This window comes from Aquabacter sp., assembly GCF_965279295.1.
Classification (GTDB): domain Bacteria; phylum Pseudomonadota; class Alphaproteobacteria; order Rhizobiales; family Xanthobacteraceae; genus Aquabacter.
Window position 1 is genome coordinate 472795 of record NZ_CBDIHQ010000016.1, and the last position, 21462, is coordinate 494256.

Annotated in this window: 17 protein-coding genes; 15 read left to right on the forward strand and 2 right to left on the reverse strand. The window is 66.5% G+C overall.

Going from position 1 to position 21462, the window contains the following annotated elements; translation table 11 throughout:
* Positions 1-143: 143 nt before the first annotated feature.
* Both rpoZ and ADADO0_RS14640 read left to right on the forward strand, forming a co-directional pair.
* Positions 144-533, forward strand: coding sequence for a DNA-directed RNA polymerase subunit omega (gene rpoZ / locus ADADO0_RS14635; RefSeq protein ID WP_511305888.1), 390 nt, complete (start codon positions 144-146; stop codon positions 531-533).
* 265 nt (positions 534-798) lie between these two features.
* Positions 799-3903, forward strand: a complete 3105-nt coding sequence (locus ADADO0_RS14640; RefSeq protein ID WP_511305889.1) for an autotransporter family protein — start codon at positions 799-801, stop codon at positions 3901-3903.
* Between the two features lie 45 nt (positions 3904-3948).
* Here the strand turns inward: ADADO0_RS14640 and rimO are convergent, their stop codons facing one another.
* Entirely contained in the window at positions 3949-5316 is a 1368-nt protein-coding gene (gene rimO / locus ADADO0_RS14645; protein WP_511305890.1) for a 30S ribosomal protein S12 methylthiotransferase RimO, read from the reverse strand.
* 171 nt (positions 5317-5487) lie between these two features.
* Between rimO and ADADO0_RS14650 the strand changes: the two genes are divergently transcribed.
* From ADADO0_RS14650 to ADADO0_RS14665, 4 genes are all read left to right on the forward strand, one after another.
* Entirely contained in the window at positions 5488-6852 is a 1365-nt protein-coding gene (locus ADADO0_RS14650) for a sugar porter family MFS transporter (RefSeq protein ID WP_511305891.1), read from the forward strand.
* Positions 6853-7408: 556 nt separating this feature from the next.
* Positions 7409-8269: a tonB-system energizer ExbB gene (gene exbB / locus ADADO0_RS14655; protein ID WP_511305892.1), complete on the forward strand. Its 861-nt coding sequence runs from the start codon at positions 7409-7411 to the stop codon at positions 8267-8269.
* Between the two features lie 3 nt (positions 8270-8272).
* Positions 8273-8761 carry a TonB system transport protein ExbD gene (gene exbD, locus ADADO0_RS14660; RefSeq protein WP_511305893.1) on the forward strand — a complete coding sequence of 163 codons (489 nt, stop codon included), beginning with the start codon at positions 8273-8275 and terminating at the stop codon, positions 8759-8761.
* A 5-nt stretch (positions 8762-8766) separates the two neighbouring features.
* Positions 8767-9624 (forward strand): energy transducer TonB family protein, encoded by an 858-nt coding sequence (locus ADADO0_RS14665; protein ID WP_511305919.1) that lies wholly within the window; start codon positions 8767-8769, stop codon positions 9622-9624.
* A 69-nt stretch (positions 9625-9693) separates the two neighbouring features.
* On the opposite strand, the gene ADADO0_RS14670 is transcribed toward ADADO0_RS14665, so the two are convergent.
* Positions 9694-11739 carry a M10 family metallopeptidase C-terminal domain-containing protein gene (locus ADADO0_RS14670; protein ID WP_511305894.1) on the reverse strand — a complete coding sequence of 682 codons (2046 nt, stop codon included), beginning with the start codon at positions 11737-11739 and terminating at the stop codon, positions 9694-9696.
* Between the two features lie 256 nt (positions 11740-11995).
* On the opposite strand from ADADO0_RS14670, the gene glyA reads away from it, so the two are divergent.
* From glyA to mdoH, 9 genes are all read left to right on the forward strand, one after another.
* Positions 11996-13309 carry a serine hydroxymethyltransferase gene (gene glyA, locus ADADO0_RS14675; RefSeq protein ID WP_511305895.1) on the forward strand — a complete coding sequence of 438 codons (1314 nt, stop codon included), beginning with the start codon at positions 11996-11998 and terminating at the stop codon, positions 13307-13309.
* A gap of 25 nt (positions 13310-13334) precedes the next feature.
* Complete coding sequence (nrdR, locus tag ADADO0_RS14680) at positions 13335-13835, forward strand: transcriptional regulator NrdR (protein ID WP_511305896.1); 501 nt, start codon at positions 13335-13337, stop codon at positions 13833-13835.
* 23 nt (positions 13836-13858) lie between these two features.
* A complete protein-coding gene (ribD, locus tag ADADO0_RS14685) occupies positions 13859-14974 on the forward strand; it encodes a bifunctional diaminohydroxyphosphoribosylaminopyrimidine deaminase/5-amino-6-(5-phosphoribosylamino)uracil reductase RibD (protein ID WP_511305920.1) in 1116 nt (371 codons plus the stop codon).
* 300 nt (positions 14975-15274) lie between these two features.
* Positions 15275-15886 carry a riboflavin synthase gene (locus ADADO0_RS14690; RefSeq protein ID WP_511305921.1) on the forward strand — a complete coding sequence of 204 codons (612 nt, stop codon included), beginning with the start codon at positions 15275-15277 and terminating at the stop codon, positions 15884-15886.
* Between the two features lie 33 nt (positions 15887-15919).
* The gene (gene ribH, locus ADADO0_RS14695; protein WP_511305897.1) at positions 15920-16411 is read left to right on the forward strand and encodes a 6,7-dimethyl-8-ribityllumazine synthase; all 492 of its coding nucleotides are present in this window, start codon (positions 15920-15922) and stop codon (positions 16409-16411) included.
* The gene (gene nusB / locus ADADO0_RS14700) at positions 16408-16887 is read left to right on the forward strand and encodes a transcription antitermination factor NusB (RefSeq protein WP_511305898.1); all 480 of its coding nucleotides are present in this window, start codon (positions 16408-16410) and stop codon (positions 16885-16887) included. Before ribH ends, nusB begins: the two co-directional genes overlap by 4 nt.
* Position 16888: 1 nt before the next feature.
* The gene (gene thiL, locus ADADO0_RS14705) at positions 16889-17884 is read left to right on the forward strand and encodes a thiamine-phosphate kinase (RefSeq protein ID WP_511305899.1); all 996 of its coding nucleotides are present in this window, start codon (positions 16889-16891) and stop codon (positions 17882-17884) included.
* A gap of 159 nt (positions 17885-18043) precedes the next feature.
* Positions 18044-19603, forward strand: coding sequence for an OpgD/OpgG family glucan biosynthesis protein (locus tag ADADO0_RS14710; protein ID WP_511305900.1), 1560 nt, complete (start codon positions 18044-18046; stop codon positions 19601-19603).
* A partial coding sequence (gene mdoH / locus ADADO0_RS14715) for a glucans biosynthesis glucosyltransferase MdoH (RefSeq protein WP_511305901.1) occupies positions 19591-21462 on the forward strand: 1872 nt, incomplete at its 3' end. The genes ADADO0_RS14710 and mdoH, both read left to right, overlap by 13 nt.

Sequence of the window (21462 nt, forward strand, 5' to 3'; positions counted from 1 at the left end):
CGGCGCGCCTTTCTCACTCTTTCTAATTCAAAGCGCAAGAGAAAAGGAGAATTGCGGGGTTGTCAGGCAAAGTTTTTTCAGGTAGTAAGGCCGGCTTCCGAATTCACCACCGTATTTACCCTGCACGAGGGAGTGCCGAGTCAATGGCCCGTGTCACCGTTGAGGACTGCATCGACAAGGTGGACAACCGCTTCGAGCTGGTTCTCCTCGCCGGCCATCGCGCCCGCATGATTTCGTCTGGTTCGCCGATCACCATCGATCGCGACAACGACAAGAACCCCGTGGTCGCCCTGCGCGAAATCGCAGACGAGACGGTGAGCCCCGAGGATCTCAAGGAAGATCTGATCCATTCCCTCCAGAAGTACACCGAGGTGGACGAGCCGGAGCCGGAGACGGTCCCCATGATCGCGTCCTCCTCTCCCCGCTCGGTTGATGATGCCGACGTGGTGATGGACCGGATGACCGAGGAAGAACTCCTCGCCGGCCTCCAGGGCCTCGTGCCCCCGGAGCATTCGGACGACGACGAGGGCTGAGCCCTTATCTCTCCGATTTTAGAATACCGAACGCGGCCGGCATCCCCCGGCCGCGTTTTTGTTTGTGCCGGCTCGTAGCCAGTTTTTTATAAACATGAGCTATGCCATTGGTTTAACTTTGTCTTCGCATCTTTTCGCCCGGCATCTTGGCGTGCCCCAAACCCTCGTGTTACGGAGGGAGAGTGGGGGCTGAAAGATGGTTGAGCGGGGAATGGGCCTTGGGCGCGCAGCGTCCGGCCGTGTGGGGCTTTGGCGAATTGTTGCGGTGGCTGCGGCCTTAGGCGTGGCTCTCGCTGCTGCGGGCCCTGCGCGCGCGGCCGACACCAGCTGGTCCATGTACAGCAACTACTACACCTCCTATTCCATCCCATTCTCGACCACGCCGAACTTCGCCAACGGCACCACCGAGATGGAAGTCTCCGCCTATGTGAAGATCGGCTCGATCCAGGGCACGGCGATCCCGTTCCAGATCGATACCGGCTCCACCGGTGTCGCGCTGCCGGCTTATGACATTCCGGGCTATAGCGGCGGCAGCAGCCAGACCTTCGGATATTCCTCCAGCGGCAATGTCGGGCACGGGCAGTGGGTCGACGCCTCGGTGGTGTTCAATCAGGGCACGGCTGTGAACGGCCAATTGCCGACCTCAAGCGTTCCGGTGTTCGTGGTCGCAAGCGTCACCGACTCGCATGGGACGGTGTTCGACTGCCGCACCAAGACGACCGAGGCTGAACTGAACTGCTTCCGCATGATGGGCGTGGCATATGGCCGGCCCGGCGGCAGCGATGTGCCGCCCATCACGCTGACCAATAACGCGCTGCTGCACCTGCAGGGCATGGACGCCACGGGCGGCGCCCCGCCGACGGTGCGCGCCGGCTATGTCATCACGCCGACCGGCATCCAGGCTGGCCTGACTTCGGACAATGCCAGCTCCAATTACGCCCTCATCCAGCTCACGCCGAAGGTGATCGGCGACAAGCCGAACTGGGAGACCATGCCGGGGCAGATCTACATCAACGGCACCCAGGACACGCGCAACTCCACAGTGCTGATGGATACCGGCATCAGCTATGTCTGGACCAGCGTGGGTGATGCTGAGCATGTGGTCTGCCATCCCAGGCCCGCAGATAATTATTATTGCCCGCCGTCCGGCACCGATATCCGCATCGCCCTGGGCGCGCCGGGAAATCCCAACCAGATCGGCTATGCCTATGTGGTGGATGGCACCTCGAACACCGAACTGGCCCCCTCGTTCACACGGGTGAACTTTGAAAACGGGGAAGTGAACACCGGCATCCACCCTTATGCCGGTTTCTATTATTTCTTCGACGCGGTCGGCGGCTTCGTCGGCCTGCGGCGGATCGAGGGAATGGATACCGACACCTCCTTCACGCCGTCCCTGGCCATCACAGGCACCCTGGCGCTGCCTGATAGCTTCGCCAGCAATCTGCCAGTTTATGTCAGCGCCGCCTCCACGCTCTCGGCGGCCTCCACGGCCACTTTCTCCGGCGACGTGGGTGGCCCCGGCCAGCTCACCATCTCCGGGCTGGGCAGCATCACTTTGTCGGGCAATGTCACGCTGCCGGCGGGCATCGTCGTCTCGTCCGGCGGCCTTGCGCTGTCCGCCCTCGCGACAGCGGACATTTCAGTGGGTTCGGGCGGCTGGCTGACGGCCGGCGGCACCCTGACCGGCACGGTCACCAATGCCGGGACGTTCGCCAATCTCGGCACGCTGGTCGGCCTTCTCACCAATTCCGGCAGCGCCGAGAATTTCGGCACGATCCAGGGGAATGTCGCGAACACCGGGACCTTCTACAATGACGGCGTCGTCACCGGGAGCGTTTCAAACCATGGCGTTCTCGGCGGCAACGGCACGATCCGGGGGGACCTGGAAGTCGATGGCCGCCTTTCGCCGGGCCATTCGGTCGGGCAGATCAATGTGCAGGGCGACGTCCTTCTCACCAGCAGCGCGGTCTATGTCGCGGAACTGGGAGGTGGCGGAACCGCCGACCTGTTCCACGCCGACGGGGAGATCGTCTCCAACGGCTCCACCATCCAGCTCGTGCCGCTGGCGGACTATAATCCGGTGCTCGGCGGCACCTATGTGGTGATCACCGCCGGAGCGGGCGTCACCGGCAGCTTCCTGGTGAGTGCGCCGGCCTTTGGCTCGGTGTCGGCGCTCTATCCCTTCCTCGCACCGGGGCTATCCATCGGCTCGGGTGGGGTCAGCATCGAAATGGAGCGCAGCGCGGTGCCGTTCGCTGCGCTGGCGACCACCTCGAACCAGGCCGGTGCGGCCTCTGCCGTGGGCTCGCTGTCGTCGACTTCACCGGTTGCAGCGGCGCTTGCAAGCGTCTCCGCGTTCGCCGCTCCCGCCGCCTTCGCGTCGCTGGACGGCGAAATCTACGCGTCGGCGCAGAGCGTGCTCCAGACCCAGTCCGCTTATCTGCGCAACGCCGTGACCGGCCGCCTGCTTCAGGCGACGGCGGGCGTGCCGGCTGGTGCCGGTCCGCGCGCGGTGGAGATGCCCGGCATCGCCGGCGCCACCTTGTGGGGGCAGGCCTATGCGGGGTGGGGATCGAACGATGGCAACGCCAATGCTTCGGGCTATTCCAGCTCGGTGGGCGGGTTCATCATGGGGCTGGACACCGCACTGGCCGGTTGGCGGGTCGGCCTTGCCGCCGGCTTCGGCCAGTCGCAATTCGACCTGGATAGTGGGCTCTCCAGCGGCTCCAGCGACACTTACGATCTCTCGCTCTATGCCGGGCGCAGCTTCGGCGCACTGAGCTTGCGGTTCGGCGCCGCCTATTCCTGGCACGATCTCTCATCGCAGCGCACCGTGGCGCTTCCCAGCTTCGTGCAATCCTATGGCACCGGCTACGACGGGCGCACCGCGCAGTTGTTCGGCGAGGTGGGCTATGCCTTCCAGGTGCCGGGCGTGGCCGGGGCAGGCATCGAGCCGTTCGCCGGCCTGTCCTATGTGGCGCTGTCCACCGACGGGTTCACGGAAGCCGGCGGCGGCGCGGCGCTTACCGGTGCGTCGAGCAATTTCGACACCCTCTCCACCACGCTTGGCGTGAGAGGGCAGGTGCCGCTCGCCCTTATGGGGGGCATTCCAGTGATGCTGAACGGAACGCTCGGCTGGCAGCACGCCTATGGCAACCTGACGCCGACCACCACTTTGGCATTCACCAGCGGCTCCACGCCGTTCACGGCCTATGGCGCACCCTTGGCGTCGGACGCGGTGATCGCGGCGCTCGGCCTCTCCGCGCAGGTCAGCGCCAACCTGAGCCTCAGCATCGCCTACGGCGGGCAGCTTTCCAGCGATGTGATGGAAAATGCGGTGAAGGGCAGCTTCGTCTGGTCGTTCTGACGCCTTCAGTTGATCCCCGGAGACGCTCCGGGGATCGACCTGTGTTCAGAAGCCGACGGCGGTGCCGCGCAGATCGTAGGCGTCGGCGCCGTCGATCTTGACGCTGGCGATCTCGCCGACCCGCAGCGGGCGGCGCGAGGCGACATGCACCCGCCCGTCGATCTCCGGCGCATCGCCCTTGGTGCGGCCGATGGCACCCGTTGAGGTGACGCTGTCGATAATCACCTGCTGGCGCGTGCCGACCTTGCGCTTCAGCCGCCGGGCCGAGATCGCCTGCTGGGTGCGCATAAGGCGGTCGTAACGCTCGGTCTTGATCTCTTCCGGCACCGGATCGGCCAGGATGTTGGCGGGCGCGCCGGCCACGGGCTCGAACTTGAAGCAGCCCACGCGGTCCAGTTCCGCCTCCTCCAGGAACGACAACAGCTCCTGGAATTCGCTCTCGGTCTCGCCGGGGAATCCGACGATGAAGGTCGAGCGCAAGGTGAGGTCCGGCACGGCGGCGCGCCACGCCTGGACGCGTGCCAGGGTCTTCTCCTGCGAGGCCGGGCGCTTCATGCGCCGCAACACCTCGGGGCTCGCGTGCTGGAACGGGATATCGAGATAGGGCAGCACCTTGCCCGCCGACATCAGCTCCATGACCTTGTCGACGTGGGGATAGGGGTAGACATAGTGCAGCCGCACCCACGCGCCGAGTTCGCCCAGCGCCTCGGCGAGATCATAGAATCGCGCCTGCCGCTCGCGCTCGCGCCATGTGCTGGCGGCGTATTTGATGTCTACGCCATAGGCCGAGGTGTCCTGCGAGATCACCAGCAGTTCCTTCACCCCCGCGTTCACGAGACGCTCAGCCTCGCGCATCACCTCGTTGAGAGGGCGCGAGACGAGATCGCCGCGCAGCTTGGGGATGATGCAGAAGGTGCAGCGGTTGTTGCAGCCCTCGGAAATCTTCAAATACGCGTAGTGGCGCGGCGTCAGCTTGATGCCGTGTTCGGGCACCAGATCGAGGAACGGATCGTGCTGGGGCGGCACCGCCTCGTGGACGGCGGCGAGCACGCTCTCATATTGCTGCGGCCCGGTGACGGCGAGCACGCCGGGATGCACCTTGCGGATCTGGTCGGGCTCGGCGCCCATGCAGCCGGTGACGACCACCTTGCCGTTCTCTGCCAGCGCATCGCCGATGGCAGCCAGGCTTTCCGCCTTGGCGCTGTCGAGGAAGCCGCAGGTGTTGACGATGACGAGGTCGGCCCCGTCGTGGTTGCGCGAGAGTTCGTAACCCTCGGCCCGCAGGCGCGTGATGATGCGCTCGCTGTCCACCAGCGCCTTGGGGCAGCCGAGGGAGACGAACGAGATGCGGGGCGCATCCTTGGACGAGGCTTTAGGCGCGAGTTCGACCATGCCGGTGGGGCTGACTGTCATTTCATTTGAGAAGTTCCAGGGCGTTACGGGAGGCTGGCCCGCGCGTCAATCCCGCGCGCCTCTTTGAATGCCGCGGTGCATCAAGTTTCGGAGAGTGAAGTTTTCTGTTGCGTTCATCCGGAGGGGGCGTTGTCTACACCTCAGAAGCTGTGAAGAGCTTGAGGAAGCGTCATGATTTATGTGATCGCCTGCGTTGCGGCCATTGCCGGCCTGCTGTTCGGGTTCGACGAGGGCATCATCGCCGGGGCGCTGCGGCCGCTTCATACCGAATTTGACATCAGCCCCCTGGAAGAGGGGCTGATGACCGCCACAGTGCCGCTCGGCGCCCTGGTCGGCGCCGTCATCGCCGGCATGCTGGCCGCGCCCTGGGGCCGGCGCAGCCTTCTCATGGCGGCGGCGCTGCTGTTCATCGCCGGGGCGCTGGTCTGCGCCTTCGCGCCCAGCATCTGGGTCTTGTCCCTCGGCCGCCTGTTCCTGGGCATCGCCATCGGTGTCGCGGCCATGGTCGCCCCGCTCTACATCTCGGAGACCGCCCCGGCGTCGCAGCGCGGCATGCTGGTCTCGATCTATCAGCTCGCCATTACGCTCGGCATTTTCGGCGCCTATCTCGTCGGCTTCGCGCTGCATGATTCCTGGCGCGTCATGTTCGCCACCGCCGTGGTGCCGGGGCTGATGCTGCTGGTGGGCGTGTGGCGCCTCTCCGACACGCCGCGCTGGCTGGTGCAGCGCGGCCGGCACGCGGAGGCGGGGCGCGTCATCGCCTCGATCCAGGGCTGCGGCGTGAGCGACCCGCGCGTCACCAGCGAACTGGCGGCCATCACTTCGGCCGCCCGTTCGGAGGAAAAAGCCGGGACCTGGGCGGATCTGCTCGGGCCGCTGGCCCGCCCCGCGCTGGTGGTGGGGACGGGCCTGTTCTTCCTCCAGCAGCTTTCCGGCATCAATGCCGTGATCTATTTCGCGCCCACCGTGTTCGCCCACGCCGGCTTCAGCAGCAGCGGCACCCAGCTGCTCGCCACCTTGGGCATCGGTGCGGTGAATGTGCTGATGACCCTGGTGGCGATGGCGCTGATCGACCGGATCGGCCGGCGCAAGCTGATGTTCATCGGCTTCGCCGGGGCGGCGTTAAGCCTGGGCCTGATCGCGGTGGCGGCGGGCACGGGATCACCTGACCTCCAAGCACTCTCGCTGATCGGCCTCGTGCTCTATATCGCCTCGTTCGCCATCGCGATCGGCCCGCTGCCCTGGGTGATGATGTCGGAAATCTTCCCGCTGCACCTGCGCGGTCTCGGGATGAGTGCCGCCTCCATCACCAATTGGGCGTTTAATTTCATCGTCGTCCTCACCTTCCCGGTGCTGCTCGACACGCTCGGGCTGGCCGGCGTGTTCTCGATCTATGCCTTAGTCTGCGTGCTCGGTCTGGTCTTCACCGCGCGCTATGTCCCGGAGACGGCGGGGCTGACGCTCGAGGAAATCGAAGCGCACCTGAAGGCGGGAAAACCCTTCCGCGCCCTCGCGCCCCTGGCCAAGGCCGCCTAAAGCGCCGCGCGGTTCCGCCTAGGGATCGCTGCGATGAGTCCCTCTCCCAATTGCGGGGGAGGGAGCGGCTGCGCTTAACGCCGAGCCCTCATGCGGACACCACACGGAGCGGGAGTATCCGTTGGCGCTGTTGCGTCATGTTGTCGTTGCGTCATGGCGGCGCGTTGTCTCGTGCAGTGCAAAAAGACTTAACCTCGGGACGGCATCGGCGTTATAAGCGGATCAGCCAGCCATTCCGCAGCGCGGATCGCCAGCCAAGCCAGCTCCCTACTTTTGACGCCGGTGAAGCGCGATGACGATACGCGAGACTTTGGACATGCCGCTGGTATGTCCGCGCAGGATTTCCAAGGCTGCCGGGGTTCTGCCTGCCCTGGTTCTGATTGCGAGCATGGCCCTCGGGGGAGCGGCTTTCGCGCAGCAGCCGGCACAGACACCCGCCGTAGCGCCGCCTGCGCCTTCCGCCTCACAACCGGTCGCCGCACCTCCGGTTGCCGCTCCTGCGAGACCAGCTGCTGCACCGGCGCCGACGGCGTCCTCCTTCTCCTCTGCGCCCACCATGACGACGCCGGCTCTGCCCGCGGCGGTGGCTCCCGCCCAGGGCACCGCTACGCCAACCGCCGCTCCTGCGCCCGTCCCGCCTGCGGTGCCGGCACCCACTGATGCCGCGCCTATGCCGGCGCTGCCTGAAGCCTTGCCCCCCTCGGCAAATGGGATGCTGCCGCACGATCTGTCGCCGTGGGGCATGTTCATGGCGGCCGCCTTGGTGGTGAAGGCGGTGATGGTCGGCCTCGCCTTCGCCTCCGTCGTCACCTGGACCGTCTGGCTGGTGAAGACCTTCGAGTTGATCGCGGCCAATCGCGCGGTTCGGCACAGCCTGAAGATCCTGCGCCAGGCGCCCACCCTCGCCAGTGCGGTGAAAGCCATTCCGGTGAAGCAGGGGGGCGCCGCCGGCGTGGTCGCCCGCGCCGCGCTCGCAGAGGTGGAGGTGTCCCGTTCGCTGGCCGCCGAAGGCATCAAGGAGCGCGTCGCAATCTCGATCAACCGCATCGAGGCCGCCGCCGCCCGGCGCATGGTGCTCGGCACCGGCCTGCTCGCGACCATCGGCTCGACCGCGCCCTTCGTCGGCCTGTTCGGCACGGTGTGGGGCATCATGAACAGCTTCATCGGCATCTCGAAAGCGCAGACCACCAATCTCGCGGTGGTGGCCCCCGGCATCGCCGAGGCGCTGCTCGCCACCGCCATCGGCCTCGTGGCGGCCATTCCGGCTGTCATCATCTACAACGTGTTCGCGCGCGCCATCGCCAACTACAAGGCTTCGCTCGCCGACGCCTCGGCGGAAGTGATGCGCCACCTCTCGCGGGATCTCGACCGCGAGCAGGCGAGCGGCGGTGGCCGCCTCCGGGCAGCGGCGGAGTAGGGCATGTCGGCCAAGCTCGACCACGGCGGCGATGAACTCGTCGAAACCCACGAGATCAACGTCACGCCCTTCATCGACGTGATCCTGGTTCTGCTGATCATCTTCATGGTGGCCGCCCCGCTCGCAACCGTGGACATCCAGGTGGAGCTGCCGACCTCCACGGCCCAGCAGCAGCCCCGGCCCGACAAGCCGATATTCCTGAGCGTGAGCACGGACCTCACGCTTGCGCTGGGCAATGACGCCGTGCCCCGCGACGGCATCGGCCGCGTGCTGGACGCCGCCACCAATAATGATCGGCAGCAGCGCATTTTCGTGCGCGCCGACAAGGCCGTGACCTATGGCGATGTGATGGAGGTGATGAACCTTCTGCGTAATGCCGGCTATCTCAAGGTCGCGCTCGTGGGTCTCGAAGGCGCGACCGCGCCGGCACCGGCGGCAGGCGCTATACCGGCCGCGCCAGGCATCGCCCCGGCTGCGGGAGCACCCCGTTGACCACGATGGATTGGCACCACGCACCGCAGCAGGACGCGCATCACCGCAGCTACGGCGCGTTGATGACGCGCTGGCTCGCGGCCGGCGCCATCATCCTGTTCGCCCATCTGGCAGCGGTATATGCCGGGCTTCACTGGCCCCACGCAACAGATACCGATGCGCCCGCGGCCGCCATGATGATCGACCTTGCGCCGCTGCCGGTCGCGCCGCCCTCCGAGCTTGAGGATGTGGCGCCGGGGCCGCAGATGGTTCAGGCACCTGAAGTGCCCGATCTGCCGGAGGAGTTGGAAGACACAACGCCCCCGCCGCAGCCCATCGTCGATCCTTTGCTTGAATTGCCGGACCTTCCCCCGCCGCCGCCGCTGGCCGAGGCTCTGCTTCCTCCCCCGCGCCCGGTCGAGCCGGTGGTGGAGCAGCCGCCGCCGCCCAAGCCGGTGGAGAAGCCGCAGCCCAAGCCGAAGGCCGCGCCGCGCAAGCCGCCGGCGCCGATGACCAGCGCCGCACCGCGCTCCGACGCCGCGCCGTCCGCCGCGACGGCGGCGCCGAACGCCGGGGCATCCACCAGCAATTCCGCCGCGCCCGCGACCTGGCGCAACATGCTGGTGGCGCATCTCAACCGGCACAAACGCTATCCCGCCGAAGCAAGGGCGCGGCACGAGGAGGGGACCGCGCGTCTGCGCTTCTCCATCGACCGCTCCGGCAAGGTGGTGGGCGCGAGCCTCGCCGGTTCCGCCGGTTCCGCCGCGCTCGATGCCGAAGTGATGGATCTGATCCGCCGGGCATCCCCTGTCCCGGCCCCGCCGCCTGAAGTGGGCGGCGGCGTGATTACCCTGACCGTGCCGGTGAACTTCAACGCCAAGTGAGGCGGAGCGGGCCCGTTGCGTGTGGTGGCCGCTCTTCCGCCTGCGGGGGAGGGCGCGGGAGGCGGCGCGCTAAATCACGAAAAGCCCGTCAACCGTGGCGTGGACGGCAATGACCACGTCCTGAAAGTCATTGTCGCCGCTGCCGTTGTGGATGTCCTCGAAGCCGATGAACAGCGTGTTGCCGGCGGCGTCGGTGCCGGAGAGCACTTGGGCGGCCTTGTCGGTGTTGAGGTCTGCGAGTGAATGGAACACCGGCGCCGCCGTCAGATAGCCCCCGCTCTGGCTGAACAGCAGCGGTATGTCGCCGGAGCGCACATCGTACGCGGAATGGTCGTAAGGGTCCTGGAACGAGAGGTCGTCCGCCAAATTCCCGTAGAGGCTTGCGCCGTTCTGGATGAGGAAGAAGCCGAAGTGATCACCATCGCCCGGCATGCCGATGGTGATGTTCTGCCCGATGCTCGCGGACAAGGTGTTCTCGAACACGATATGGACATTGGATACGACGCCCTCCGCCGAGATGACGTAGACGCCCAGCATGTTCGCGTAGGCCGAGATCGCGGCGTTGAGTTCCACGGAGAAGGCGGTCAGCCCATCGCCGGTGAGGAAGGCCTCATTGGCGATCCCATTGATGCTGGCGGGGGTCACGGCCACCCCCTCGTGCAGCGTGGGCAGGATCGGCACGAAATTAATGGCGGTGTGGGCGCTGGCCTCGGTGCCGCGCAGCGTGAACATGAAGGCGCCGCCGGTGAGATTGCCTTCCACATGGAACGCGTTGCTGCCCCACGCGAAGGTGGCGCTGTCCCCGGTGCTTGCCAGTGTGAGGCTGGAGCGGCCCAGCCACCCGCCGCCGATTTCAAACAAATCTCCGACCTTCACGCCGAAGATGCTGTCGCCGTTCATGTCGGCCAATGGGTCGACAACGCGGTTGTGGCCGGAGCCGAAATAGATCTGGTCCGCCCCGGCGCCGCCGGTGAACAGGTCGTTGCCGCCATTGCCGCGCAGGACGTTGGCGATGTCGGAGCCGATGATCCAGTCATTGCCGTCGCCGCCGATGGCGGTCTCGATGATGGTGCCAAAGGCGATGCCGATATTGTTGGTGATGCCGGCCGTGCTGGAAAACGTGCCCGGCTGAAGGCTGATCTTGCTGCCGTGCTCATAGCCGGAGAGGTCGAGCGTGTTGCCCACCCCGCCATCCCAGAGGGTGACGATGGGGGTCAGGTTGGACGTGAAATCGAAATAGGGCCGCAGCGTGCCCTCGATATTGGTGTTGTAGCCGAATATCTGGCCGCCGGAGGTGAGCGGGCCGCTGACCGGCGCGCCGTAGAGCCGCTGGACCGCAATAATATCGAGGATCATCGGCGTGACGGGCATGCCGCTGGACTGGGTGCCGTCGGGATTGTTGACGATGCCCCAGAAGGTCTCGGTGTACGTCGGGTTATATTTCCCCGGTATCCAAGGCAGGATGTAGGACATGATGGTCCACTGCTTGGTGTCGTAGGCGCTGAACTGCTGCGTCAGCGCGTCATAGGTGCCGTCATAGGGCCCGCCATGTCCCAGCCCCAGCGCATGCCCGAGCTCATGAACAAGTGTCGCGATGGGGAAGCCGCCGCGCACCGCAAGGTCGGTGGTGATGGGGCCGAAACCTGGCACGGTGGTGTCGATTGAAATGCGGGTGACGCTGTCCGGATGATGATCCGGCTGCGAAATGAGCGTGGTGCTGCCCACCGGGACGACCTCATCCACGCCGCTGAGCCAGTAAGCTTGGCCATCGGTGCCGCGAACGATCTGGAAATTGGAGACCTCTTCGCTCGGGGCTTCAACGAAGGTCACGTTCGCCACGGCCGACCACACCGCCATGGAGCCGACAAAGGCGGTCTTCTCCATGTCGGACCAGCCGGATTGCGGGTCGAACCAATAGCTGATCGTGGCCGGGGTGCCGGCAGTGGGCGCGCCCCACTTCACAACTTCGGCGGTGGAACCATAGCTCGCGGGGTTAGAGGGATAATCCAGGTCGCTGCGCCAGGTTGCGTACGTGATGGGGGCGACCGCCCCGCTTGCGTCGATACCGGCAAAAAATGAGATTTCGGGCTCGAAAGCCGAGGGTGCATCCACCACGCAAAACTCCATTACAGCAATTTAAGCGCGAAATATGCGCGTAAACGCCGGCCGAAGCCGGCATGGCAATGCCCTGACCCATCGATATTGCGGCGCGGGAGCGCAGAGTCCAGAGGGAACCTTACGTCTCGTTCACACTCACCTTTGAGAGGCTCACCACTTTGGACTTGGGCGCTGCCCTGTGATAAGCGAGCCGCCTGCCGGGGCCTGTGCCGCAGTGCGGTGGCCCCCGCGCCGGAACTTTCGGAGACCGTCCATGGCATCGCACGATGCAAGCCTTTCCTCCACCGTCGAGGAAAACAGCCGCTTCTTCTCCGCCTCGCTCAGCGAGACGGACGCCGAGATCGCAGCCGCCATAAAGGCGGAGCTGGGTCGCCAGCGCGACGAGATCGAGTTGATCGCCTCGGAGAACATCGTTTCCCGCGCGGTGCTGGAAGCCCAGGGCTCGGTGCTCACCAACAAATATGCCGAAGGCTATCCGGGCCGGCGCTATTACGGCGGCTGCCAGTTCGTGGACGTGGCCGAGACGCTCGCCATCGAGCGCGCCAAGACGCTGTTCAACTGCGGCTTCGCAAATGTGCAGCCCAATTCCGGCAGTCAGGCGAACCAGGGTGTGTTTTTCGCACTGATGCAGCCGGGCGACACCTTCCTCGGGCTCAACCTCGCGGCCGGCGGACATCTGACCCACGGCTCGCCGGTGAACATGTCCGGCAAGTGGTTCAACCCCGTCTCCTACGGCGTGCGCGAGGACGACCAGCGCATCGATTATGACGAGGTGGCTAAGCTCGCCGACCAGCATAAGCCGAAGGTGATCGTCGCCGGCGGGTCCGCCTATCCGCGCATCATCGACTTCGCCAAGATGCGCGCGATCGCCGACAGCGTGGGCGCCAAGCTCATGGTGGACATGGCGCACTTCGCCGGCCTGGTGGCGGGCGGGGCGCACCCGAGCCCGTTCCCGCATGCCCATGTGGTTACCACCACCACCCACAAGACCCTGCGCGGCCCGCGCGGCGGCATGATCCTCACCAATGACGAGGATCTCGCCAAGAAGATCAATTCGGCGATCTTCCCTGGCATCCAGGGCGGCCCGCTGATGCATGTCATCGCCGCCAAGGCGGTGGCGTTCGGCGAGGCGTTGCAGCCCGAGTTCAAGCTCTATGCGAAGAACGTGGTGGAGAATGCCAAGGCATTGGCCGAGACCCTGCGCGGCCACGGCTTCGCCATCGTCTCGGGCGGCACCGACACCCATGTGATGCTTGTGGACCTGCGCCCCAAGAACCTCACCGGCAAGGTGTCGGAGATCGCGCTTGGGCGCGCACACATCACCACCAACAAGAACGGCATCCCGTTCGACCCGGCGAAGCCCGCGATCACCTCTGGCGTTCGCCTCGGCACGCCCGCCTGCACCACGCGCGGGTTTGGCGTGAAGGAGTTCCAGCAGGTCGGCGACATGATCGCCGAGGTGCTGGACGTGCTCTCGCAAAAGGGCGTCGACGAAGATAGTCTGGTTGAGCAGGCGGTTCGGGAGAAGGTTTCGAGCCTTCTCGCCCGCTTCCCCATTTACGGCTGAGCGGGGCGTCGGAAGGGCGACAAGCATGCGCTGTCCCTATTGCGGGCACGAAGACACCCAGGTCAGGGACAGCCGCCCCACCGAGGAGGACACGGCCATCCGCCGCAGGCGGGTGTGCCCAAACTGCAATGGCCGCTTCACCACGTTCGAGCGGGTGCAACTGCGTGAATTAACCGTCGTGAAGCGGTCCGGCCGGCGCGAGCGGTTCGACCGGGAGAAGCTGGCGCGCTCGGTGCAGATCGCGGTGCGCAAGCGGGTGGCGGAGCCTGACACGGTGGAAGCCCTGATCTCCCGTGTGGTGCGCAATCTGGAAAAGATCGACACCGACATTCCCACCGAATTCATCGGCGAGATGGTGATGCGGGAGCTGAAGCGGATCGACGACGTGGCCTATGTGCGCTTCGCCTCGGTCTACCGCAATTTCCGCGAAGCCAAGGACTTTGAAAGCGTGCTCGACGAACTGGCGGCCGGCAAGCCGTCCGAGCCGCAGGCCGAGCCCGGCGACACGCCGCGCATCCCGGAGTGAGCGTGTCCCTTTCCCCCGCCGTCATGACGCCGCACGAGGACGAGCGCCTGATGGCGCGCGCGCTGGAGACCGGGCAGGCGGGGCTGGGACGCACCTGGCCAAACCCCTCCGTCGGCGCCGTCGTGGTGGCGCACAGCCCCTCCGGCCCGCGCATTCTTGGCGCCGCCGGCACGGCCGCCACTGGCCGCCCCCATGCCGAGCCGCTGGCGCTGGCCCAGGCGGGCGATGAGGCGCGCGGCGCGACGCTCTATGTCACGTTGGAACCCTGCTCGCATCACGGGCGAACGCCGCCCTGCGCCGATGCGGTCATTGCATCCGGCATCCGGCGGGTGGTGGCGGCGATTGAGGACCCGGATCACCGGGTGCGCGGGCGCGGCGTCGCGCGGCTGCGTGCGGCGGGCATCTGGGTGACGGTGGGCGTCGGCGCCGAGCAGGCGCGCGTGGACCATGCCGGCCATATCAGCCGGGTCACGCGCGGCCGGCCGCATGTGCTGTTGAAGATGGCGGTTTCCGCCGATGGGAAGGCAGGCCTCTCAGGCCCGCGCCCCGCCGCAATCACCGGGCCGCAGGCGCGCGAGCGGGTGCACCTGATGCGCGCCTCATCCGATGCCATATTGGTCGGCATCGGGACGGCGCTGGCCGATGATCCGCTGCTGACCTGCCGGCTGCCGGGCCTGGAGGGCCGCTCGCCGGTGCGCATCGTCCTCGACGGGGATTTGCGGCTGTCTTTGAGTTCTCAAGTGGTGCGCACCGCCGCCGAGATGCCGCTGTGGGTAATCTGCGCCGAGGATGCGCCGGTTCATCGCGAGCGCGCCCTGGTGGACCTCGGCGTCGAGGTGCTGCGGACGCCGCGTGCGGCCAATGGCCGGCTCGATCTCGATGCGGTGATGAAGCTGCTCGGCCTGCTCGGGGTCACGCGCCTGATGGTGGAAGGCGGACCGCACCTTGCCGCCGCGCTGCTGGACACTGAGCTGGTGGATGAGGTGGCGGTGTTCCAGAGCCAGCTGGTCCTGGGGGAGGGGGCGGTCGATGCCCTTGCCGGGCGGCCGCTTCATCGCCTGACGGCGCCGGTGGGTTTTGCCGTGGTGGAAGCGAGCGAGGCTGGGGATGACCAGATACTGAGGTTGTGGCGTCGTTAAGTGTCACGTTTTGCGACCTTCCGCAGCTTCGACAATGACCTGATCTCCGACCTGAGACATCAAGCCGAGACCGACGCGCTGACGGGGCTGAGAAACCGCAGATTTCATTTTGACGATTTCAACGCGCTCGGTCGGGACGCATATTGTGCATGGCTCCAATGCGCGGCAGGGACACCAGCCCGGCTGAGGGTGCATCGACAAAGGCGGGGGCATCGGCCTAGTACAGGCCAGCATCTTCGACCCCAATCCGATCCGGCCGTGGCGAGAACACAGCGCCGGATCGCGCGATCGGCAGGCACCATGTTCACGGGCATCGTCACCGACCTCGGACAGATCACCGCCATCAAGGCGCATAACGATGTCCGTACCCTCACCATCGCCACGCGCTATGACGCGGCCACCATCGATATCGGCGCGTCCATCTCGTGTTCCGGCGTCTGCCTCACCGTGACGGCGGTGGAGGAGGGTGGACCGTTCGGCACACTGTTCACGGTGGACGCGGCCCCGGAAACCCTATCGATCACCACCGCCGCCGTGTGGACACCTGGCCGGCGGCTGAACCTGGAGCGGGCGCTTGCCATGGGCGCGGAATTGGGGGGACATCTCGTCACGGGGCACGTCGATGCCGCCATTATCGTGGTGTCGCGCGAGGACCTGGGAGAGACCAGCCGCTTCCTGTTCGAGGCGCCCGATCCGCTGGCGCGCTTCATCGCCGCCAAAGGCTCCGTGTGCCTCGACGGCACGTCGCTGACGGTCAATGTGGTCGAAGGGAATACCTTCTCCTGCCTACTCATTCCCCATACCCTCGCAGTGACCACCTGGGGCGATGTCGGTGCGGGGGATCGGGTCAATCTGGAGGTCGATCTGATGGCGCGCTACGCCGCGCGGCTTGCAGAGTTCCCCCGGGCCTAGTACCCCTCGCGCCGAGTTCAGGAGACATATGTGATGGTTATCACACGCAACGATCGCGTGGACGTGGCGGCCGAGACGGTATCCGGCGCCCGCGTGCTGATCGTGGAGGGGCGCTATTACGAGGCGCTCGCCGATGAATTGCTGGCCGGCGCCCGGGCCGTGCTGGAAGCGGCCGGCGCCGAGGTCGAGGTCGTGACCGTGCCGGGCGCCCTCGAGGTGCCGGTTGCGGTGGAGATCGCACTCGAAGGCGCCGACCTCAACGGCCGGCCGTTCGAGGCGGTGGTCGGCCTTGGTTGCGTGATCCGTGGCGAGACCTACCATTTCGAGATCGTCGCGGGGGAATCCGCGCGCGGCCTGATGGATCTGGCGCTGGGTCACGGCATTCCGCTCGGCAACGGCATTCTCACCGTGGACACCGAGGCGCAGGCCTGGGAACGGGCGCGCGTCGGCGAAGGCGATAAGGGCGGCGGTGCCGCTCATGCGGCGCTGGCGCTGCTGCGCCTCAAGCGGCGGGTGATGGCATGAGCGATGTCCCGAAACCCATGAAGAAGAGCGCGGCCCGCCTCGGTGCGGTGCAGGCGCTCTACCAGATGGATGTCGCCGCCACGCCGGTGAACGAAATCCTCGCCCAGTTCGAGAGCCATTGGCTGGGCCAGGAAGTCGAGGGCACGCAGTATCCGGACGCCGACCTCAGGCTGTTCCGCGATGTCGTGGAAGGGGTGCTGCGCGAGCAGATGCAGATCGACCCCATGGTCGACAACGCCCTCTCCCAGGGCTGGCCGCTGCGCCGGGTCGAGACCGTGCTGCGCGCCTCGCTCCGGGCCGGCGCCTATGAACTGCTCAGCCGCCCGGATGTGCCGGCGCGGGTGGTGATCGCGGAATATGTCAACGTCGCGGGTGCCTTCCTCGACAAGGACGAGACCGGCATGGTCAACGCGGTGCTGGATTCGTTGGCGCGGGACCTGCGCGCGGACGAGTTCTCACGGCCGGGAGCGGCCTGAGATGGACGCGGGCGGGACCGGCGAAGACCGTTTCATCGCCCGCTATCTCCGTCCGCTCGCCACGGATCCTTCCGCATTGGGTCTCATGGACGATGCGGCGCTGCTGTCGCCGCCGCCTGGTATGGACCTCGTCCTCACCAAGGATGCGCTGGTTGCCGGGGTGCATTTCTTTCCCGATGATCCGCCCGCCTCCATCGCGCGCAAGGCGCTGCGGGTGAACCTCTCCGATCTCGCGGCCAAGGGCGCGGTCCCGCTCGGCGCGCTGCTGGCGCTTGCGATCCCGCGCGGGACGAGCGAAGGCTGGATGAAGGCGTTCACCATCGGCCTCGGCGCGGATACCGCGCTTTACGCCTGCCCGATCCTGGGGGGCGATACGGTCACCACACCCGGTCCGCTGACGCTTTCGATCACCGCGTTCGGCACGGTGCCGAAGGGCCGCTTCGTGCCGCGCACGCGGGCGGCGGCGGGACAGGCCATCGTCGTCACCGGCTCGATCGGCGATGCCGCACTCGGCCTAAAGCTGCGGCTTGAGCCGGGTCTTGCGGGCTTTCTCGGATTGGTGGAGATGCAGCGGGCGCATCTCGCGGACCGGTATCTGCATCCGCAGCCGCGCCTCGCCCTCGCGTCCATCTTGCGCTCGTATGCCAGTGCCGCCATGGACATTTCGGACGGTTTGGTCGGCGATGTCGCAAAGATGCTGGATGCCTCCGGCTGCGCTGGCTGGATCGATGCCGGCCGTGTTCCGCTCTCCCTTGCCGCCGCTGCCGCCATTGCTGGCGATCCGACCCTGCTGCGTATCGCGCTGACGGGGGGAGACGATTACGAAATCGCCGCCACTGTTCCGCTGGAGCGGGTGTCGGCGTTCCTCATCGATGCCGCCGCAGCCGGTGTCCCGGCCACGATCGTCGGCCAGACCCGCCCCGGCAGCGGGCTGGATCTGCTGGATGGATTCGGCGGCACGCTCGATTTCGGCGCCGGCAGCTACAGCCACTTCTGAAGCGTCCTTCGGGCTCGCGGATGCGACCGCGCGTGCGACGTCCCGCCCAGGTTCCCGATGGGAACCGATCCCCAACGCCACAGTTAAGCTCTGGTGCAGCGCGAAAGTCGTCGCGTGTCGGGTTGCGCCGCACGGTTTCTCCTTTCAGAAGAGTCATGCATGCGCCGTCGCGAATTCGTACAGGCTGCGGCCTTGGTTCCCGCCGTGGCGGCACTCGGCCATTCGTTCTGGAGCGGCTTGATTGCGACCGCGCAGGCGCAGGACAAGCCCGCCGCACAGGACAAGGCGGCCGGTGTGCCGTTCGATGCCTACACCGTGCGCCAGATGGCGCGCGAGCGGGCGCAGAAACCCTTCAAGGCGCCGGACCAGAAGCTGCCGGCGCAGCTCGACAAGCTGAGCTACGACGAATATCGCAACATCCGCTTCAATCCGGACAAGGCGATCTGGCGCGGCGACAAGCTGCCGTTCGAGATGCAGCTTCTCTCTCGCGGCTTCCTGTTTCGCGACAAAGTGGACATCTCGGTGGTGGCGGACGGGCTGGCGCGGCCGCTGGTCTACAACCCCGACATGTTCCGCTTTGAGCATGGGGTGGTGGCGCCCGACCCGAAGGAGAATCTCGGCTTCTCCGGTTTTCGCCTTCACGCCCCCATGAACCGGCCGGACTATTACGACGAAGTCGCGGCCTTCCAGGGCGCGAGCTATTTCCGCGCGGTGGCCAAGGGGCAGGTCTATGGCTCCTCGGCGCGCGGGCTGTCGGTGAAGACCGGGAATCCGGCGGGCGAGGAATTCCCGCTGTTCGTCGCCTATTGGATCGAGCGTCCGCCGCCGGGCGGGGATTCGGTGGTACTGCATGCGCTGCTCGATAGCCAGAGCGCCACCGCCTCGTTCCGTTTTACGATCCGCCCTGGCGAGACCACCAACATGGCGGTGGAGATGTCGCTCTATCCCCGGGTGGATATCGAGGAGGCGGGCATCGGCACGCTGACCTCCATGTTCTTCTTCGGCCCCAACGACCGCGACAACGTGGACGATTTCCGCCCCATGGTGTGCGACGCGGATGCGCTGTCCATCGTTAACGGGCGGGGCGAGCGGCTCTGGCGGCCGCTGCAGAACCCGCGCCACCTGGAATTCTCGATCTTCAGCGACACCAACACGCGCGGCTTCGGCCTGATGCAGCGCCAGCGATCGTTCTTCGACTATCAGGACCTGGAAGCGCGCTATGAGAAGCGCCCCAGCGTCTGGGTCGAGCCAATCGGCGACTGGGGGCAGGGGGCGGTGCATCTCATCGAGATCCCCACCCGCGAGGAGATCCACGACAATATCGTCGCCTTCTGGCGCCCCAAGGAGCCGCTGCGCAAGGGCGGGGAATATTCCTACACCTACCGCCTGCATTGGGGCTGGGACCAGCCGGACGGCAACAAGCTTGCCCGCTTCGGTACCACCCGCACCGGCGGCGCCGCGCAGGGGCGCTTGTTCGTGGTGGATGTGGTGGGGGATGCCCTCAAAAACTTCGACCCCGCGAAGCTCAAGGCCGAAGTGACCAGCACCGGCGGCACCGTGCGCGACGTGGTGTTGCAGCCCAATCCGGAAATCCAGGGCGCGCGCCTCTCCTTCGTGCTGGAACCGCCCCAGGGCGACACGGCGGCTGAATTGCGGGCGCAACTGACCCGCGATGACCAGGTGATCTCCGAGGTGTGGGTCTATCGATGGAAGGCATAGCCGGGGTGCCCACCTTCCAGACATCCGCCGATCCCGCTGATGCGGGGCGTGTCGCGGTGCCGGCGGCCTTGCCGTCTGAAACGCCGTTGCAGATGCCTGTTCAGTCGCTGCGGGTGGCTCCGGAGAAGACGTGCCGGCCGGCCACCGCGCCGGCGGGGCTGTTCGCGCGCCGCGCGTTCGTCATTGGAGGGGCTGCTGCGCTCGCGCTGTTCGCGGCCCGCGAGATGTATCTTGTGCTTTCGGTCGGCGGCCTGTCCTGGCCGGAAGGAGTGGTGCTGGCACTGTTCGTCATGCTCTCCGCCTGGATCGCCTTTTCTTTCACCAGCGCGGTGGGCGGCGTCTTCTCGCTGTTGCGTCATGGCGGCGGGCCGCTCGGCATCGACCCTGCTGACCCGCTTCCCAGCCTCACCGCGCGCACCGCCTTGCTGATGCCGACCTATAACGAGGCGCCGGAACGGGTGCTGGCTGGGCTGGAGGCAATCTACGAATCCATCGAACAGGCGGGCGCGATCGCCCATTTCGATGTGTTCATCCTTTCCGACACCACGGACGCCGACGTCTGGGTGCGAGAGGAAGCCGGGTTCCTCGCCCTGCGCGAGCGCACCGCCGGTCATGGCCGCATCTTCTATCGCCGCCGCGCCAAAAACATCGACCGCAAGGCCGGCAATATCGGGGAATGGGTGACGCGGTTCGGCGGCGCCTATGAGTTCATGCTGGTGCTGGACGCCGACAGCTTGATGACCGGCGATACCGTGGTGCGCCTCGCCGCCGCTATGGAGCGCCATCCCGGCGTCGGGCTGATCCAGACTTTGCCGGCGATCATCGGCGGGCGCACGCTGTTTGCCCGCACCCAGCAGTTCGCCGGCCGGCTCTATGGCCCGCTGCTCGCCCACGGCCTTGCCTGGTGGCATGGGTCGGAGGGGAATTACTGGGGGCATAATGCCATCATCCGCACCCGCGCCTTCGCAGAAGAGGCGGGACTGCCGCACCTGAAGGGCCGCAAGCCGTTCGGCGGCCATATCATGAGCCATGATTTCATCGAGGCGGCGCTGATCCGGCGCGGCGGCTGGGCGGTGCATATGGTGCCGTGGCTGGAGGGCAGCTACGAGGAAGGACCGCCCTCCCTGACGGACCTTGCGGTGCGCGACCGGCGCTGGTGCCAGGGCAACCTCCAGCACGCCGCCGTGCTGCCGGCGCGGGGGCTGAATTTGATCAGCCGGCTGCATCTCCTCACCGGCATCGGCTGCTACATCACCGCGCCGCTCTGGCTCGCCCTTCTGCTGGTGGGCCTGATGATCTCGATCCAGGGGCGGTTCGTGCCGCCGGACTATTTCCCCGATGGCTTCGCCCTGTTCCCGAGCTGGCCGGCGCAGGACCCGGTGCGCGCCGCCTGGGTGTTCGTCGGAACAATGGGCATCTTGCTGGCGCCGAAGCTGATTTCCTACGTCATCATGCTGTTCGATGCGCGGCGTCGTCGCGGCTTCGGGGTGGTCGGCGCCTTCTTCAGCATGCTGGTGGAGACGGTGATCTCCGGCCTATTGGCCCCGGTCATGATGCTGGTGCAGTCGGGCGGAGTGATCGGCATTCTGCTTGGCCGCGATTCCGGATGGCAGCCGCAGCAGCGTGACGATGGCAGCGTGCCGTTCGGCGATATTCTGCGGCGCTACGGCGGGCAGGGATTGCTGGGGCTCTTCCTCGGCGTGGTGGCCTATCTGATCGCGGCGCCGCTGTTCTGGTGGATGAGCCCGGTGATCCTTGGCCTCGTTCTTTCGGTGCCGCTCGCCGCCCTCACCGCCAAGCGCAGCCTCGGCACGGCGTTCCGCAAGATGGGGCTGCTGGTGATCCCCGAGGAGCGCGTG

What these genes read in the sequence shown, in the direction of transcription:
- ADADO0_RS14665 (WP_511305919.1), top strand. Translation starts at nt 8,767, where the DNA reads ATGGATTGGCACCACGCACCGCAGCAGGACGCGCATCACCGCAGCTAC.
- ribH (WP_511305897.1), top strand. Translation starts at nt 15,920, where the DNA reads ATGGTTATCACACGCAACGATCGCGTGGACGTGGCGGCCGAGACGGTA.
- exbB (WP_511305892.1), top strand. Translation starts at nt 7,409, where the DNA reads ATGACGACGCCGGCTCTGCCCGCGGCGGTGGCTCCCGCCCAGGGCACC.
- thiL (WP_511305899.1), top strand. Translation starts at nt 16,889, where the DNA reads ATGGACGCGGGCGGGACCGGCGAAGACCGTTTCATCGCCCGCTATCTC.
- nrdR (WP_511305896.1), top strand. Translation starts at nt 13,335, where the DNA reads ATGCGCTGTCCCTATTGCGGGCACGAAGACACCCAGGTCAGGGACAGC.
- nusB (WP_511305898.1), top strand. Translation starts at nt 16,408, where the DNA reads ATGAGCGATGTCCCGAAACCCATGAAGAAGAGCGCGGCCCGCCTCGGT.
- ADADO0_RS14650 (WP_511305891.1), top strand. Translation starts at nt 5,488, where the DNA reads ATGATTTATGTGATCGCCTGCGTTGCGGCCATTGCCGGCCTGCTGTTC.
- ADADO0_RS14710 (WP_511305900.1), top strand. Translation starts at nt 18,044, where the DNA reads ATGCGCCGTCGCGAATTCGTACAGGCTGCGGCCTTGGTTCCCGCCGTG.
- ribD (WP_511305920.1), top strand. Translation starts at nt 13,859, where the DNA reads ATGACGCCGCACGAGGACGAGCGCCTGATGGCGCGCGCGCTGGAGACC.
- rimO (WP_511305890.1), bottom strand. Translation starts at nt 5,316, where the DNA reads ATGACAGTCAGCCCCACCGGCATGGTCGAACTCGCGCCTAAAGCCTCG.
- glyA (WP_511305895.1), top strand. Translation starts at nt 11,996, where the DNA reads ATGGCATCGCACGATGCAAGCCTTTCCTCCACCGTCGAGGAAAACAGC.
- rpoZ (WP_511305888.1), top strand. Translation starts at nt 144, where the DNA reads ATGGCCCGTGTCACCGTTGAGGACTGCATCGACAAGGTGGACAACCGC.
- exbD (WP_511305893.1), top strand. Translation starts at nt 8,273, where the DNA reads ATGTCGGCCAAGCTCGACCACGGCGGCGATGAACTCGTCGAAACCCAC.
- ADADO0_RS14690 (WP_511305921.1), top strand. Translation starts at nt 15,275, where the DNA reads ATGTTCACGGGCATCGTCACCGACCTCGGACAGATCACCGCCATCAAG.